The organism is Rhizobium sp. 05L429 (genome assembly GCF_056397645.1).
In genome coordinates, this window is sequence record NZ_JBFTNV010000017.1 from 81,261 (window position 1) to 97,656 (window position 16,396).

The 16,396-nt window shown below is 59.8% G+C and carries 15 protein-coding genes; 13 read left to right on the forward strand and 2 right to left on the reverse strand.

The window, feature by feature from the left end; translation table 11 throughout:
• Positions 1 to 231: 231 nt before the first annotated feature.
• Entirely contained in the window at positions 232 to 699 is a 468-nt protein-coding gene (locus AC1DNW_RS18960; protein ID WP_113301337.1) for an Lrp/AsnC family transcriptional regulator, read from the reverse strand.
• A 121-nt stretch (positions 700 to 820) separates the two neighbouring features.
• Between AC1DNW_RS18960 and AC1DNW_RS18965 the strand changes: the two genes are divergently transcribed.
• From AC1DNW_RS18965 to AC1DNW_RS19020, 12 genes are all read left to right on the forward strand, one after another.
• Positions 821 to 2,299, forward strand: coding sequence for an NAD-dependent succinate-semialdehyde dehydrogenase (locus AC1DNW_RS18965; protein WP_477854038.1), 1,479 nt, complete (start codon positions 821 to 823; stop codon positions 2,297 to 2,299).
• Between the two features lie 14 nt (positions 2,300 to 2,313).
• Positions 2,314 to 3,717 (forward strand): aminotransferase, encoded by a 1,404-nt coding sequence (locus tag AC1DNW_RS18970; RefSeq protein WP_477854039.1) that lies wholly within the window; start codon positions 2,314 to 2,316, stop codon positions 3,715 to 3,717.
• A gap of 179 nt (positions 3,718 to 3,896) precedes the next feature.
• The gene (gene ehuR / locus AC1DNW_RS18975; protein ID WP_115037851.1) at positions 3,897 to 5,345 is read left to right on the forward strand and encodes a MocR-like ectoine utilization transcription factor EhuR; all 1,449 of its coding nucleotides are present in this window, start codon (positions 3,897 to 3,899) and stop codon (positions 5,343 to 5,345) included.
• 67 nt (positions 5,346 to 5,412) lie between these two features.
• On the forward strand, positions 5,413 to 6,432 hold the full coding sequence (gene eutB / locus AC1DNW_RS18980; protein WP_477854040.1) for a hydroxyectoine utilization dehydratase EutB: 1,020 nt from the start codon (positions 5,413 to 5,415) through the stop codon (positions 6,430 to 6,432).
• Positions 6,429 to 7,442 carry an ectoine utilization protein EutC gene (gene eutC / locus AC1DNW_RS18985; RefSeq protein ID WP_115037853.1) on the forward strand — a complete coding sequence of 338 codons (1,014 nt, stop codon included), beginning with the start codon at positions 6,429 to 6,431 and terminating at the stop codon, positions 7,440 to 7,442. The genes eutB and eutC overlap by 4 nt, the downstream gene beginning before the upstream one ends.
• Complete coding sequence (doeA, locus tag AC1DNW_RS18990) at positions 7,439 to 8,617, forward strand: ectoine hydrolase DoeA (RefSeq protein WP_477854041.1); 1,179 nt, start codon at positions 7,439 to 7,441, stop codon at positions 8,615 to 8,617. The genes eutC and doeA overlap by 4 nt, the downstream gene beginning before the upstream one ends.
• A gap of 4 nt (positions 8,618 to 8,621) precedes the next feature.
• Positions 8,622 to 9,650, forward strand: a complete 1,029-nt coding sequence (gene doeB, locus AC1DNW_RS18995) for a N(2)-acetyl-L-2,4-diaminobutanoate deacetylase DoeB (protein WP_477854042.1) — start codon at positions 8,622 to 8,624, stop codon at positions 9,648 to 9,650.
• Between the two features lie 44 nt (positions 9,651 to 9,694).
• Positions 9,695 to 10,546: an ectoine/hydroxyectoine ABC transporter substrate-binding protein EhuB gene (ehuB, locus tag AC1DNW_RS19000; RefSeq protein ID WP_477854043.1), complete on the forward strand. Its 852-nt coding sequence runs from the start codon at positions 9,695 to 9,697 to the stop codon at positions 10,544 to 10,546.
• Positions 10,547 to 10,604: 58 nt separating this feature from the next.
• Positions 10,605 to 11,270: an ectoine/hydroxyectoine ABC transporter permease subunit EhuC gene (ehuC, locus tag AC1DNW_RS19005; RefSeq protein WP_477854044.1), complete on the forward strand. Its 666-nt coding sequence runs from the start codon at positions 10,605 to 10,607 to the stop codon at positions 11,268 to 11,270.
• Positions 11,271 to 11,283: 13 nt separating this feature from the next.
• Positions 11,284 to 11,976 (forward strand): ectoine/hydroxyectoine ABC transporter permease subunit EhuD, encoded by a 693-nt coding sequence (gene ehuD, locus AC1DNW_RS19010; protein ID WP_477854045.1) that lies wholly within the window; start codon positions 11,284 to 11,286, stop codon positions 11,974 to 11,976.
• Positions 11,973 to 12,752 carry an ectoine/hydroxyectoine ABC transporter ATP-binding protein EhuA gene (gene ehuA / locus AC1DNW_RS19015; protein ID WP_113301327.1) on the forward strand — a complete coding sequence of 260 codons (780 nt, stop codon included), beginning with the start codon at positions 11,973 to 11,975 and terminating at the stop codon, positions 12,750 to 12,752. The genes ehuD and ehuA overlap by 4 nt, the downstream gene beginning before the upstream one ends.
• 487 nt (positions 12,753 to 13,239) lie before the next feature.
• Entirely contained in the window at positions 13,240 to 13,602 is a 363-nt protein-coding gene (locus AC1DNW_RS19020) for an MmcQ/YjbR family DNA-binding protein (protein ID WP_477854046.1), read from the forward strand.
• Between the two features lie 201 nt (positions 13,603 to 13,803).
• Here AC1DNW_RS19020 and AC1DNW_RS19025 read toward each other — a convergent pair whose 3' ends face one another.
• Positions 13,804 to 14,682 (reverse strand): helix-turn-helix domain-containing protein, encoded by an 879-nt coding sequence (locus AC1DNW_RS19025; protein WP_477854047.1) that lies wholly within the window; start codon positions 14,680 to 14,682, stop codon positions 13,804 to 13,806.
• A 255-nt stretch (positions 14,683 to 14,937) separates the two neighbouring features.
• On the opposite strand from AC1DNW_RS19025, the gene AC1DNW_RS19030 reads away from it, so the two are divergent.
• On the forward strand, positions 14,938 to 16,365 hold the full coding sequence (locus tag AC1DNW_RS19030; protein WP_477832180.1) for an arabinose isomerase: 1,428 nt from the start codon (positions 14,938 to 14,940) through the stop codon (positions 16,363 to 16,365).
• Positions 16,366 to 16,396: the final 31 nt, after the last annotated feature.

Genomic DNA, 16,396 nt, shown 5'->3' on the forward strand with positions numbered 1-16,396 from the left:
GCGTCCAGCCAAAGGGTCTTCGCAGGAACGCATCTCGCCGGAATTCTGAGATTGATCGGTMTTATGTCGGCGTGCCCAGCGGGGGAAGGAGGACGTAACCGTCTCGATATCGGCAGCTTTTGCAAGAGTGTTGGAACTTGACGTCTCACATACCTTTGCGCGAAAGCCAAATGCGCGTCGATCGGCCAGAAAACGGAAACAACGCGGACTTTGGAAAACCTCTCGGTGCCATCAGTCCTCTATCGGGAAGGCAAAGCCAGCTTTCACTCGATCCATCACAACCATCGTTTTGAAACCTTTGATATCGTGGTTCTCATAGAAGAATCGACGCGTAAAGGCTTCGTAGTCCTCCATGTCCTTCGCCGTAATCACCAGGATGAAATCGGCATCACCCGTCACGTAATAGCCGATCATCACTTCCTTGGTGGCGCGGATCGCCGCCTTGAATCGATCGACGATATCGGCCCGTTCACGCTCCAGCGAGACAAGAACGATCATGGTGACACCGCGCCCCGCAGCCTTGGGCGAGACGATCGATACGTCTGCCTCGATCACCCCTTCTTCACGCAACCGCTTCAGCCGTCGCTGACAGGCAGTCGGCGAGAGATTGACGATCTGCGCCAACTCTTCCGAGGTCAGGCGATTGTTTTTCTGAACGGCGGCGAGCAGCGCTCTGTCGGCTCTGTCGAGAGTAGTCATGCAGAAATCCTGCGGTCAATGTCCAGTTTGAGCATAATTCCTGCATGAAGGATGAAATCAATGCAGCCATCCGATCATGGCGCGCGGTTAGTCTCTCTGTAAACCCCACTTGGAGCTCCGCATGAAAGGCATCGCCAGCACTGCGCTGAAAAACCTGAACCGACCCGATCTGATCGAGGGCCGGGCCTTTCTGAACGGCACATGGGTCGTGCGCAGAGAGATCCTGAGCGTCATCGATCCGGCAACCGGTGAGCAGATCGCAGATGTCGCGGCCTGCTCGCTCGAAGATGCCGATGCAGCCGTCGAAGCCGCAAGAAATGCCTTTCTCGACTGGCGTGACAAGCTCCCCGTCGAACGCGGTCAGGTCCTGCGCGCGTGGGGCAGGCTGATGCGCGATAACGCCGAGGATCTCGCCGTCATCATGACGGCCGAACAGGGCAAGCCGCTGGCAGAGTCGCTCGGCGAGATTTCCTACGCCGCGAGTTTCCTTGAATGGTTTGCCGGCGAAGGCGAGCGCGCCTATGGCGAAACTCTTCCGAGCCACCTGCCTGGCAGCCGCCTTTCGGTACAGATGCTTCCGCTTGGCGTCACTGTCGCGATCACGCCGTGGAACTTTCCCTCCGCCATGATTACCCGCAAGGCGGGTGCTGCACTGGCGGCCGGCTGCACCATGATCGTCAAGCCTGCCCCGGAAACACCGCTTTCAGCACTTGCCTTGGCAAAGCTTGCGCAGGAGGCCGGGATGCCCGCAGGTGTCTTCCAGGTGCTCACAGGCGAAGCCGCGCCGCTTGCGCGCCGTCTGCTGGAGCACACGGACGTGCGGGCCTTTTCCTTCACCGGCTCGACAGAAGTAGGACGCATCCTGCTTACACAATCGGCGGCGACCGTGAAGAAGGCCTCGCTGGAACTTGGCGGCCATGCACCTTTCATCCTGTTCGACGACACCGAGCTCTCCAAAGCCGTAAAGGGCTGTGTCGGCGCAAAATTCGCCACGTCGGGCCAGGATTGCCTTGCCGCCAACAGGATTTACGTCCAGCGCGGCCACTACGATCGGTTCGTGGATGCCTTCGCCAAGGCGACCCAAGAGCTGAAGGTCGGCCATGGTCTTGAACCCGGCACCGATATCGGGCCGATGACGCGCCCTTCGGTCGCGGAAAAATGCCGCCAGCAGATTGCGCAGGCGCTTTCTGCCKGTGCACGTCTCGTCTGCGGCGGGCAGGACAGCCCGCTCGGCGGCAATTTCGTCACGCCGACCGTGCTTGCAGATGTCACCGACGACATGCTGATTGCGCGCGAAGAAACCTTCGGCCCGGTCGCTGCAATACTGCCGTTCGATAACGAGCAGGACGTGCTCGCCCGTGCCAATGCCACCGAGATGGGACTGGCAGCCTACGTCTACACCAACGATCTCGGCCGAGCGATGCGCCTCACCGATCGGCTTGAATACGGCATGATCGCCGTCAATACGCCGAAATTCACCGGGGCCCCGATACCCTTCGGTGGCTGGAAGCAATCCGGCCTTGGTCGCGAAGGCTCGCGCCACGGCCTCCTGGAATATCTCGAAGCAAAATATGTCTGCTTCGGCAACCTCGCTGCATGAAAGGATCCGTTGTTATGACCATCAATCCCAACCAGATCGCCGAGATGGACCGCAACTCGGTCCTGCATCCCTTCACGCAGCTCAAGGATTTCGCCAGCGGCAAGTTGGGTGATCCGACGATCGTTGAAACCGGAAAGGGCATCCGCATTCAGGATGCGAACGGCAAGCAGCTGATCGACGGTTTCGCCGGTCTCTACTGCGTCAATGTCGGCTATGGCCGCACCGAAGTCGCCGAGGCAATCTCGCGCCAAGCCTACCGCCTGGCCTATTACCATACCTATGCCGCCCACACGACGGATGAGCTCGCGATCCTCTCCGATCGTCTGGTGAAAATGGCGCCCGGCAAGATGAGCAAGGTTTTCTACGGCATGTCGGGTTCCGATGCCAACGAAACGCAAGCAAAGCTCGTCTGGTACTACAACAACCTGCGCGGCAAGCCGAACAAGAAGAAGATCATCTCCCGCGAACGGGGCTATCATGGTTGCAGCGTCGTCTCCGGCTCGATGACCGGCATGAGTTTTTACCACGACCACATGGACCTGCCGCGTGCCGGCATTCTCCACACCGGCGCACCGCATCACTATTGGGGCGCGGAAGCAGGTGAGACGGAAGTCGAATTTTCCAAGCGCCGCGCTGACGAGCTTGAAGCCCTGATCCTGCGCGAAGACCCGGACACGATCGGTGCCTTCATCGCCGAACCGGTGCTCGGCACCGGCGGCATCACCCCGCCGCCGCAGGGCTATTGGGACGAAGTGCAAAAGGTCCTCCGGAAATACGACATCCTGCTCATCGCCGACGAAGTCATCACCGGTTTCGGTCGTACCGGCTCGATGTTCGGATCGCAGCACTACGGTATCGAACCCGATCTGATCACCGTCGCCAAAGGCCTCACCTCGGCTTACTTCCCGCTATCGGGGGCCATCGTCGGCGAGAAGGTCTACAAGGTGATGGAAGAAGGGGCCGACCGCGTCGGCGCTTTCTCGCACGGCTACACCTATTGCGGCCATCCGATTGGCGCCGCAGCAGCAAACGCCGTTCTCGACATCGTCGAGAAGGAGGATCTGCCAGGGAATGCGCGCACGGTCGGCACCTATTTCCAGGCGCAGCTGAAGGCCAGGTTCGCTCAGCTTCCGATCGTCGGCGAAGTGCGCGGCGTCGGCTTGATGGGCGCCATCGAATTCGTTGCGGATCGGGAAAAGAAGGTGCGTTTTGCACCCGGCCTCACTGTCGGCGCACGGATCTCAAAGGCGGCGCGCAGTCGGGGCCTCATTGCCCGTGCCATGCCGCATGGCGATATCTTGGGTTTTGCACCGCCACTCGTCACGACAAAGGAAGAAGTCGACGAGATCGTTGCCATCGCCGAATCCTCTGTCCGCTCCGTCATGGACGAATTGGTCCAGGCTGGCGAGACGATCTGAGGCAAGCACAGCTGCCGGGCGAGATAAGCCTCGCCTGGCAACGCCCGTTTCTCAGTAAAAATCGCGACGATCGTGATTATTCCTGAAGCAATCACGGTTCACGATGCATAAGGCTTCATCTTTTGCGATGAAGCGTGCATAATGTCATGAAATAATCGTCCTTAAAACGAGACAATTTCATGCGACGTCAGGCCAATCCCCTCAACCTTGATCCGATCACGGCAACAAAGCCGGTGGCATGGCGGCCGAACCTCGCCAAGCAAAAGGGTGAGACGAAGCATGCCGCGCTCACCGAGCGCATTATCGCCGATATCGATGCCGGCGTCCTTAAGCCGATGGATCGCATGCCGACGCATCGCGATCTGGCGCGGGAACTCTGCCTTTCTGTGCAGACCGTCAGCCTCTCCTACAAGGAGGCTGAGCGGCTTGGCTATCTGAGCGGTGAGATTGGGCGCGGCACCTTCGTCAAGGCACGCGTGACGGACCGTGCCGGACGCATGATGCTGGATCATAGTGCCAACGAGGTGCTCGACCTTTCCATTATTCGCGGCGTCTATCTCGATGCGCATGAAACCGCGTCGCGCGAGATCCTTCGCGAGCTGGCCGACGGCGACAATGCAAGCTTCATGCGTCCCTGCCGCCCGATCGCCGGCCTTGATCGTCACCGGGAGACGGCGCGCATCTGGTTGCGCACGCTCGGCGTCACGGCCGGGGCAGACCGCATTCTCGTTACCAACGGTGCCGCCCATGGTATTTTTCTCGCTTTGACCTGCATTGTCCGCTCCGGCGATGTCGTCTTGTGTGAAAATCTCACCGATCACGGTATCATCGGGCTTTCCAATATCCTCGGCTTCAGCCTGAAGGGCTTACCCACGGACGATGAGGGCATTTTGCCCGATGCGCTGGAAACCGCCTGTGCGGCAGGCGGCGTCCGGGCACTGGTGCTCATTCCGACGCTCAATAATCCGACAAGCCATGTCGCAGGCGCCGCACGCAGACGCGAGATTGCTACAATTGCGGCGCGTTATAGTGTTTTCGTCATCGAAGATGAGGTCTATCGTCCGATGATCGAGGAGGACCTGCCTTCGATCACCGAGATGTTGCCCGATCTCGGTTTCTTCGTCACGAGCTTCACCAAGGCGGTGCTGACAGGGTTGCGCGTTGGCTATCTCGTCGTTCCGCCCGCCTATTCCATTCGCGCCGCCTCGATCCTGCGCGTATCAAGCTGGAGCGGCACCTATCTGACCGGCGAAATCGCCACGCGCTGGGTCGAGAACGGCACGGCGCAGCGCTTGCTGGAAATCCAGCGTGACGAGGCGCGCGCGCGCCAGACCATCGCAACGGAAATCCTCGGCGACCATATCGCCTCCAGTCACCCGCTGTCGCTCTGCGCCTGGCTCAAGGTCCCATCACACTGGACCGAGGACGGTCTGGTCCGCTCGCTGACCAACCAGAACGTCGCGGTCACGCCCTCCGAACCCTTCATTGCCGGACCGGGCCATGGTGGCGGCATTCGTATCTGTTTGGGCGGACGCCTGAACCATGCAAGCCTGGCCAAGGCGCTGACGACCGTGAGGCAAGCCTTCGAGCAACTGCCGCCGGTCTATGATATCGGCTCGATCGGCTAGAGGCTCGCACGACAATCATTGAATCATTACAATATAATAATTGACATGATTTTACTTCGCTCTCAACATGACAATCATGAAGAGCGAAATCCTGTCCAGATCGACTGAAGAAAAGGTGCTGCCAGTCATTCTGGCGGACATCGAGCAGGCTGCCGCTCGCATCGCCGGCGGGGTGGCGTGCACACCACTCGTTCGTTCCAGCAAGCTCTCCGAACGCACCGGTCAACCCGTCCATCTCAAGCTCGAAACATGCCAACCCATCGGCGCGTTCAAGCTGCGCGGCGCGATGAATGCGATCCTGTCGCTGGGTGATGCCGAGCGCAAGCGCGGCCTCGTCACCGCCTCGACAGGAAATCACGGTCGCGCCGTCGCGTATGCCGCACGCGAATTGGGCGTTCTGGCCACCATCTGCATGTCGTCGCTCGTTCCAGCCAATAAGGTCGAAGCAATCCGCACGCTCGGGGCCGAAGTCCGCATTGTCGGCGCATCGCAGGACGACGCACAAGACGAAGCCGAACGCCTGATCGAAAGGCGTGGCCTCACTCCGATCCCGCCTTTCGACGATGCGAACGTCGTTGCGGGTCAAGGCACGATCGGCCTCGAAATTGTTGAGTCCCTGCCCGAACTTACGACCGTGCTGGTGCCTCTTTCCGGCGGCGGCCTGGCGGGCGGCATTGCCGTTGCCGTCAAGGCTTTGAAGCCTGAGATCCGCGTCATCGGCATCTCGATGGAGCGCGGGGCAGCCATGCACGCGGCGCTTGCCGCCGGCAAGCCTGTCGCGATCCGCGAGGAGGAGACGCTGGCGGACTCGCTTGGTGGCGGCATCGGGCTTGCGAACCATGTGACCTTCACGCTCTGCCGCCATCTCCTCGACGACATCGTGCTTTTGACCGAAGACGAGATTGCTGAAGGCATCCGCCATGCCGCGCGCCAGGAGAACATAACCGTCGAGGGTGCCGGTGCGGTCGGCATTGCCGCCATCCTCGCAAACAAGGTCGAACTGTCAGGCCCCACTGCCATCATCATCTCAGGCGGCAACATAGACCCGGCGCTGCACCAGAAAATCGTCGCGAGGGCCGCCCCATGAGCCGCATCAGCATCCTGATGGAGAAAGACCTTCGCGCCATCGTCAAGCTCGACGTCTCCGCCGTCGATTGCGTCGAGCAGGCCTTTGCTGCGCTCGCCACCAAAGCCGTTGCCATGCCTCCGATCCTGCGCCTGGACATTCCGGACTTTCGTGGTGAAGTGGACGTCAAGACGGCCTACGTGCCGGGCTTTGACGGGTTCGCCATCAAGGTCAGCCCCGGATTCTTCGACAACCCCAAGATCGGTCTGCCGAGCCTCAACGGGCTGATGATCCTGCTGAGCGCCAAGACTGGATTGGTCGAAGCCCTTTTTCTCGACAACGGTTATCTCACGGATGTGCGCACGGCAGCCGCCGGTGCGGTCGCCGCGCGGCACCTGTCACGCCAAGACGCCTGCGTCGCGACGATCTTTGGTGCAGGCATGCAGGCGCGGCTGCAGCTCGCGGCTCTCCTGCTTGTGCGCCCGATCACAGCGGCGCGCATCTGGTCACGCGACCACGCAAAGGCGCAGAAGCTTGCCACTGACGTCGCTCGCGACCACGGGATCGAGGTCGCCGCCATTGGCGATCCGCGCGAAGCCGTCCGTGGTGCAGATACTATCGTCACGACGACGCCCGCAGAACAGCCGATCCTGATGGCTGAATGGCTCGAACCTGGTCAGCATCTGACCGCCATGGGATCGGATGCAGAGCACAAGAACGAAATCGATCCGGCCGCCTTTGCTCGGGCGACTTACGTCGCGGATCGGCTCTCGCAGACCCGCATCCTCGGCGAGTTGCACCATGCCATCAAGACCGGCGCAGTCACGCCGGACCGGCAGTTTGCCGAACTCGGAGCTGTCATCGCCGGCAAGGCAGTCGGCCGCTCGAGCGCAGATGAAATAACCTTCGCAGACCTCACAGGCACCGGCGTGCAGGATACTGCCATCGCCAATCTGGCCCTTGCCCGGGCGAAAGACGCGGGAAGCGGCCAGACGATCGAAAACGACATCAAAATGGGAGATGCAGCGTGAGCGTGACGCTGAACTTTACGCGCGAGGAATATGCCGCGCGCCTTTCCAAAACCCGTCATGCGATGGAAACGGCGGGGATCGACCTCCTGATCGTCACCGATCCATCTAACATGCACTGGCTCACCGGTTATGATGGCTGGTCCTTTTATGTGCATCAGTGCGTTCTGGTGCCGCCGAGCGGYGAACCAATCTGGTACGGCCGCAAGCAGGACGCCAATGGCGCAAAGCGCACCGCCTACCTGCACCATGACAATATCGTCGGCTATCCGGATCACTACGTCCAGTCGACCGAACGCCACCCGATGGATCTCCTGGCGCAGATCATCGATGAGCGCAAATGGGCCAGCCTCACGGTTGGTGTTGAGATGGACAATTACTACTTCTCGGCAGCCGCCTTCGCATCCCTGCAGAAGCATCTGCCCAATGCCCGCTTCAAGGATGCGGCAAGCCTCGTCAACTGGCAGCGCGCGGTCAAGAGCACGACAGAGCTCGACTATATGCGCAAGGCAGGCAAGATCGTCGAGCTGATGCACAAGCGCATTGTCGACGTCATCGAACCCGGCATGCGCAAATGCGATCTCGTTGCAGAGATCTATGATGCCGGCATTCGTGGCACGTCGGAATTCGGCGGCGATTATCCGGCAATCGTGCCGCTTCTGCCGTCGGGTGCTGACGCCTCCGCCCCGCATCTGACCTGGGATGACAAGCCGATGCGCTTGGGCGAAGGAACATTCTTCGAGATCGCCGGCGCCTACAAGCGCTACCATTGCCCGCTGTCGCGTACCGTATTCCTGGGCAAGCCGACGCAGGCCTTTCTCGACGCGGAAAAGGCGACGCTCGAAGGCATGGAAGCCGGTCTTTCCGCAGCAAGGCCGGGCAATAGCTGCGAAGACATCGCCAATGCCTTCTTCGCCGTGTTGAAGAAATACGGGATCATCAAGGACAACCGCACCGGCTATCCGATCGGTCTGTCCTATCCGCCGGACTGGGGCGAACGCACCATGAGCCTTCGCCCCGGCGACCGCACGGAGTTGAAGCCTGGTATGACCTTCCATTTCATGACCGGTCTCTGGCTCGAAGATATGGGGCTGGAAATCACCGAGAGCATCGCGATCACCGAAACCGGCGTCGAATGCCTGTCGAACGTGCCACGCCAGCTGTTCGTGAAGGGCTGATGCGATGCTGACCAGCACGCCCCGCCCCTCGCCGATCACCCCTTCCGTCGATTTCGACGCGAAGGGCGTGCAGCACGGGCATCTACGCCTGCCCTATAGCCGTGATGACAGCGCCTGGGGCTCGGTGATGATCCCGGTCTGCGTCATTTCCAACGGGGAAGGCCCGACCGCTCTTCTCACCGGTGCCAATCATGGCGACGAGTATGAAGGTCCGGCGGCCCTCTTCGAACTGGCGCAAACGCTGGATCCGGCGCAGGTGAGCGGGCGTATTATCATCGTCCCGGCGCTCAATTATCCCGCGTTTCGCGCCGGCACACGCACGTCGCCGATTGATCGCGGAAACCTGAATCGCAGCTTTCCGGGTCGCCCGGATGGTACGGTCACGGAAAAGATCGCGGATTATGTCACCCGCCATCTGATACCACTCGCCGACATCGTGCTCGACTTCCATTCGGGCGGCAAGACACTGGATTTTCTGCCCTATGCCGCAGCACACGAACTGCCCGACAAGGCCCAGGAAGCGCGCTGTTTTGATGCCGTTGCGGCTTTCGCTGCACCCTACTCGATGAAGATGCTGGAGATCGATGCGGTCGGCATGCTCGATACGACGGTCGAAGAGATGGGCAAGGTTTTCGTCACTACCGAGCTCGGCGGTGCGGGCACTGCCAGCGCAAGATCCATCGGCATTGCCCGACAGGGCAGCCTCAACCTCCTGCGTCACGCCGGAATTCTGAAGGGGGTACCAGACGCTCGGCCGAGCAGTTGGCTGGATATGCCATCGAGCGATTGCTTCAGCTTCGCCCAGGATGAGGGATTGATCGCATTTGCACTTGATCTCGGCGATCCCGTCAGGACCGGCGAGATCATCGCCTGCGTCTATCCCATCGGAAAAACCGGCATCAAGCCGATCGAGTACCGCGCCTCCATGGACGGCGTGCTCGCGGCGCGCCACGTACCCGGCCTGATCAAGGCCGGAGACTGCCTTTCCGTCATCGCCACGATCACGGAGAAAACCAACCACAAAACCCCGTGAGATCCGAAAACGGACCACGAAAACCCAACCAGAGGAGTATTCGCATGCATATCATGAAAATCGCCGGGCTCTCTGCCCTCGCTCTTAGCATTGGAATCACATCTGCCAGCGCGCTCACCGTCGAAGAGGTCAAAAAGGAGGGATATATCCGCGCCGCGACGGCCAACGAAGTGCCCTATTCCTACATGCAACCCGACGGCACCTCCGCCGGCATCGGTCCTGATGTTGCGAACGCCGTGCTGAAGTCGATGGGAATCGAAGAAACCAACTGGACCGTCACGCCATTTGGCACACTCATCCCGGGTCTTAAGGCAAAACGCTTCGATTTTGCCGCCGCCGAGCAGAACATCTCGCCGGAACGGTGCAAGCAGGTGGCCTTCACCGAGCCAAACTCGTCCTATGGCGAAGGGCTTCTGGTCAAGAAGGGCAATCCTAAGGGGCTAAAAACCTACGCAGACATCGCCAAGGATCCTTCGCTCACCGTGGCTGTCGTTTCGGGCGCCAACAATGTGGACTTCCTGCGCGCCGTTGGCGTCAAGGATGAGCAGATCGTCTTCATCCCAGCCAATGCCGACGCTATCCCGACCGTTCAAAGTCGAACTGACGCGTATGCGGCGACCGAGCTGACTGTCGCCGCACTCGCCAAGGACCAGGCCCAGGTCGAGCAGGTAGCACCGTTTGAAGATCCGATCGTCAAAGGTGCACCGGTGCGCAACTACGGCGGCTTCGCCTTCCGCCCTGAAGACAAGGAGCTTCGAGACGCCTTCAATGCAGCCCYTGTCGAATTTCGCAAGACGGACGAGTACAAGAAGATCCTTCTCAAGTACGGCGTCTCAGAACAGAGTATCGCCGCGGCTGCAGGAAAGAACGTCGCCGACCTCTGCGCCGGCAAGTAATGGCAGAAGGCGCTCGATCCCAATCGAGCGCCATTCGTAAAAATCGGGAGATTTCCGGATGGGCTGGACAGCCTACCTGCCGATGCTCTGGCAAGGTGCGATCGTCACGATGACAATTACATTGGCGTCGATCGCCATCGGCGCGGTGCTCGCTTTTGTGTTCGGCATACTGCGTGTTGAGGGCGGACCGATCCTATCGGCTATCGCGCTGTGTTATACGGAGGTCTTCCGCGGCACCTCGCTCTTTGTCCAGMTTTTCTGGTTCTACTATGCGTTGCCGCTTGTCGGCTTKAGTTTCGATCCGATCACGACGGGCATTCTGGTGCTCGCCGCGCATGCCGGCGGCTACGGCGCGGAAATCGTGCGCGGCGCGCTCTCGTCTGTCTCAGCGCAGCAGCTGGAAGCCGCCCGCGCGCTGAATTTCAACCGTTTCCAGACGCTGTTTCGCATTTCCTTGCCGCAGGCGGTCGTCGAGATGATGCCGGCATTCGGCAATCTCGCGATCGAAACGCTAAAGCTTTCCTCGCTGGTTTCGCTGATCTCGATCGCCGATCTCACCTTCGCAGCCCAGTCGATCCGCAACATGACGCTCGATAGCGCCAGCATCTATTCGATCACGCTCGTCTGCTACTTCGCCATGTCGCTCCTCTTGATGGTTGCGATCCGTGTGATCGAGCATTTCGTGCGACGCGGCGACGTCTTCCCCCGCGGCAGCCACTCGTGAGGACTTTACCGTTATGATGTACGGTTACGAATGGGACACGACGACCTGGGTTACCTACACGACCTCGATCCTTCCCATCATCCTGATTGGTCTGACGGTCACATTGAAGGCGGCAGCCGCCAGCTTTGCGATTGCCCTGGTGCTTGGCCTGGTGTTTGCCTTGCTGCGCCGCAGCCGCATCAAGGTTATCTCCTGGACGACCGCCTTCATCGTCGAGTTCCTGCGCGATACGCCGCTTCTGGTGCAGTTGTTCTTCCTTTACTACGTACTGCCCGATTTCGGCATCGTGCTGCCCGCCTTCCTCACCGGTGCGCTGGCACTCGGTCTGCAATATGCGGCCTATACGTCGGAGGTCTATCGCGGCGGCATTGAAGCCGTGCATCGTGGCCAGTGGGAAGCAGCAACCGCGCTCAATCTGACGCGTATGCAGACCTATCGCGACATCATCCTTCCCCAGGCCATTCCGCGCATCGTGCCGGCCATGGGCAATTATCTCGTGGCTATGATCAAGGAAACGCCGGTCCTCTCCGTGGTCACCGTTCTCGAGATGATGGGGCTTGCCAACATGATCGGCGAACGCACTTTCGAATATCTCGTGCCGCTGACGCTTGTCGGCCTGATCTTCCTTCTGCTGACGCTGATCTGCTCGGCAGGCCTCCACCGCTTGCAGAAAGCGCTTCCAAAAGCAGGAATACCCTTGCGATGACCAATAACATCGATCCGCCCATCATTGAGTTTTCCGACGTCACCAAGCGCTTCGGCATTCTGACGGTGCTCGACAACTTCAATTTCAGCGTTGCGAAGGGTGAGAAAGTCACGCTCATCGGACCGTCAGGCTCCGGCAAGTCGACGGTCCTGCGTATTCTGATGACACTCGAACCCTTCCAGGAAGGCAAGCTGACGCTTGCTGGTACGCCCTACCACGAGCCGGGAGGCAAAGGGCCTTTCCAAGCGTCGGAAAAACACCTGCGTCAGATCCGCAATCACGTCGGCATGGTCTTCCAGAGCTTCAATCTCTTTCCTCACATGACGGTGCTTCGCAACGTTGTCGAAGCACCGGTGCGGGTGCTGGGAATGGCGCGGGCGGAAGCGGAGGCGCGGGCGATTGAACTGCTGCAGATGGTGGGGCTGGCGGATAAGAAGGACCAGTACCCGGCGCAGCTTTCCGGCGGGCAGCAGCAGCGTGTGGCAATTGCCCGTGCGCTTGCGATGCGTCCACGGGTTCTGCTTTTCGATGAACCGACTTCGGCACTTGATCCGCAACTGGTGGGCGAAGTGCTTTCCGTCATCCGCGGACTGGCGCATGAACATGATCTGACCATGCTGCTCGTCACTCATGAAATGCGCTTTGCCCGAGAAGTGTCCGATCGCGTCTGCTTTTTCGATAAGGGTCGCATCTGCGAGCAGGGTGCACCGGAAAAGATATTCGGCGCGCCGCAAGAGGAGCGGACGCGTGAATTTCTGTCATCCGTTCTAGGTTGATCAGGAAATTCAGCGGCAGCAGAGTCGTCGGCGGCAGCCTAAAAAATGGTCGAGGAGTCGAATGCTGCGTCCCATACGCTCACGACCGAAGTTACGGCACTGTCCGATCGCCTCGCGCAGTTCCGGCTCGGCGTCTCTTCACCCTCCGGTGGTCACAAAGCAATAGTAGAACGCCATGGCGAGCGACGGTCGCGCGCAGCACAGATTTCGCTTATTCAAGGAGGAGCAACAGCTTCCCCTGCGCGTGCCACGAAACAGAAGCTGACGGCAACGTTCAGCAGCGGTTCGTCTTGTGCTATCGCCACGGATCAGAAAGCGGCATTTGCGAGTGGATGGAGTCAGGTCCTCGGTTTGACAAGAATCAGCGCCAGAGGCGGGTGGTATTCGAGTGAAGCATGAGTGGCGTAGTCTGCACTCGACGACGTACGGATCCGCGATCGACATGCCATGATGAGTCGGATGATGGCGGCCGGCCGGAGTGAGAGTTATGACATACGAGGATTACAATGCGTTTTGCGGCATGCTGCCGGCGACGAGCTACGTCGTCCAATGGGGCGGGTCGCATGTCTGGAAAGTCGGCGGCAAGGTTTTCGCGATTGGCGGTTGGCACGACGACGAACCACGTTTCACCTTCAAAGTCAGCGAAATTGCTTATGAGATGCTGAAGGAACAACCTGGTTTGCGGCCCGCCCCGTATCTCGCATCGCGCGGCATGAAGTGGATCCAGCACTTCGCAAAACCCGGCCTCTCGGACGCCAGCTTGCGCGACTACATCTGCGAGTCGCATCTCATCGTCTCGCGGGGCCTGCCGAAGAAAAGGCAGCTCGAGCTGGGCCTGATGACGTCATAGACGCTGGCGGGTCCAATTTGAGAAGTGGACGCTCAACCGTTGGAATGTCGGCGTCGAAAAGGACCACGAGCAGCATCGGTAAGCCCGCTCCCTTCCGCGAGAAGGCTCCGTGGATGACCTGTCGGCCCAATGACAGGGTGCCAGATAGGAATTTGGCGAGACGTGGGCGCAAACGCTTTGGGATCTCGACGACATTTAATCTCACTCACCGCAGCTGGAACGGCGCTTGTATTCGGATGGGCTGCATCCCACGAGGAGTTGAAATTGTGAAGACAGATGGAAAGCCGAGCTGAAGCCCAGGAGCCCGGCCACTTCCTTGATAGATTTATCCGTATTGGCGAAAATATCCTGCGCCCGCCGTATTCTTAGGGATACGAGGTGCTGTTTGGCCGAGACGCCCGTCCTCTCGCGGAAGACGCGCCGAAAATACGAATAGCTGACACCAAGTTCCTGGGCGACATCCTCGACCGATACTCGCTGCGTGCAGCGCTCCATCAGGATGACGCGTGCCCGTTCCACGAGACGATCCGCCGGCGCGGCCGATGCCAGCTCTCGTTGTTGGGAGAGCAAAGCCAGAAGCTGCAAGCCGAGGGTTGAAAGAAGCGGTTGATTGGCAAGCCCCTCCTCCACCGCGAGGCTGTGGATCTTTTCGAAAACGGCCGCGAAATCCGGGCTCGACGGCAGCACGGAATGCGCGGGGTCAATCAATCCAGCGGTTCGGGCGAAATCGAAAGCCGTGCTGCGACATTCGATCCAGTTTTCAGTCCAGCCCAGCTCGGGATCGGGCGCGAAGCGATGCCAGACGCCAGGAAACAGAAGGACAATGGACCCGGCCTCGACCGGCTGGCGCCTGCCGCGGCGTCCGAATTCGAACAGGCCGCGTCCTTCCGCGATAAAGATGACCTGATAGGCCTGCAGGATACGGCCCCTCTTCCAGTCGAAATGATGATCGTCTGGATGGCGAATGGGAGGATATATGGAATGAGGCAGGATTTTCGTATGCCCGCTGGAGATTGCCGTGCATCCCCAGGCAGAACACAGCCGATTATCGGGTAAATAGAGGAAATAATTCTGTGTCATGTAACTTTTCCGAGGATCATTTTTTGTATGCTTCAGATCATTTTTGAAGAAATGAGCGTGATGTCAACTGGCATCGGCGATGCTACGGTTTATCAAGAGGACGGAACCGACAGCGCAAGTTGCCGCTGAAGGCAGATGATCGAACCGCAACTCCAATTGCGGCTCTGGAGGAGAAATGTCAGTGTTTTCGTTGCTGAGCGCAGCCGGGCTATGCCTGCTGCCATGCCCAGTTCATTGCCCGGCGTCGGACCGCGCATGACGGACCGCAAGCTGAAGGTTGGCCTGTTCGGGATAGGCCTTGCAACATATTGGCCCCAATTCGAGGGGCTGGAAGAAAGACTTTCAGCCTATGTCGGGCAGATGGCCGGGAAGCTTGCCCGCCCGGATATCGACGTCGTCAACCTTGGCCTGATCGATACGCCCGAAAAGGCATTGGAGGCTGGCCATCGCTTCCGCGAAGCCGATGTCGATATCATCTTCCTGCATGTGACGACCTACGCGCTTTCATCCACGGTCCTGCCCGTTGTGCGCCGGGCACGCGTTCCGGTCATCATCCTCAATCTGCAGCCGGAAGCCGCGATCGACTATCGCCGCGTCAACGCACTCGGCGACCGCACGAGGATGACCGGTGAATGGCTCGCCCATTGCGGCGCCTGCCCCGTCCCGGAACTCGCCAATGTCTTTCGCCGGTCCGGTGTCGCTTTCCACCAGGTCACGGGCATGCTGCATGGCGACGCGCATGTTGAGCGCGAAATCGCCGACTGGATCGATGCAGCCCGTGTCGCCCATGTGATGGCACATAACCGGCTTGGCGTCATGGGGCACTACTATAACGGCATGCTCGACATCTATTCCGATCTGACGGCGCAAACCGCAGCCTTCGGCACGCATATCGAAATCGTCGAGATCGACGAACTGGCGCGCCTGCGGCGCGAATTGGCCGACGAAGAGATCACGGCCTCGCTTGCGACGATGAAGGCCGAATTCGACATCGATGCGGATTGCGATCCGGCCGAATTGCGCCGAGCGGCCGCTACCGCGGTGGCCCTGCGCAAGTTCGTCGATAACAAGAAGCTCGGCTCGCTCGCCTATTATTACGAATCCACGCCCGGCCATGAATACGAGGACGTGATCACCTCGGTCATCGTCGGCTCCTCCCTGCTAACGGCGCAAGGCGTGCCGGTGGCCGGCGAATACGAGGTCAAGAACGCCCAGGCGATGAAGATCATGGACACATTCGGAGTCGGCGGATCCTTCACCGAATATTACGCCATGGATTTTGTCGAGGATGTCGTGCTCATGGGACATGACGGGCCGGGCCATATCAAGGTCGCAGAGGGCAAGACGAAGATCCGGCCGCTGAAGGTCTATCACGGCAAGGTTGGATCCGGCGTCAGTGTCGAAATGTCCGTTCGGCATGGCCCGGTGACGCTTCTCTCGGTCATCGAGCGTGAGGGCCGGATCGTGCTGATCTGCGCCGAGGGCCAGTCCGTTGCAGGACCGATCCTGGAGATCGGCAATACGAACAGCCGTTACAAGTTCGAGATCGGTGCCCGCCGTTTCGTCGAGGATTGGAACGCTGAGGGTCCGGCCCATCACTGCGCTGTCGGCACCGGACATATCGCAACGAAAATCAAAAAATTTGGCAAGCTTCTGGATATCGAGGTGGTCCAGATCTGCTGAACAGTCTCGTGCATAGGCTGGGTGTCGCCCC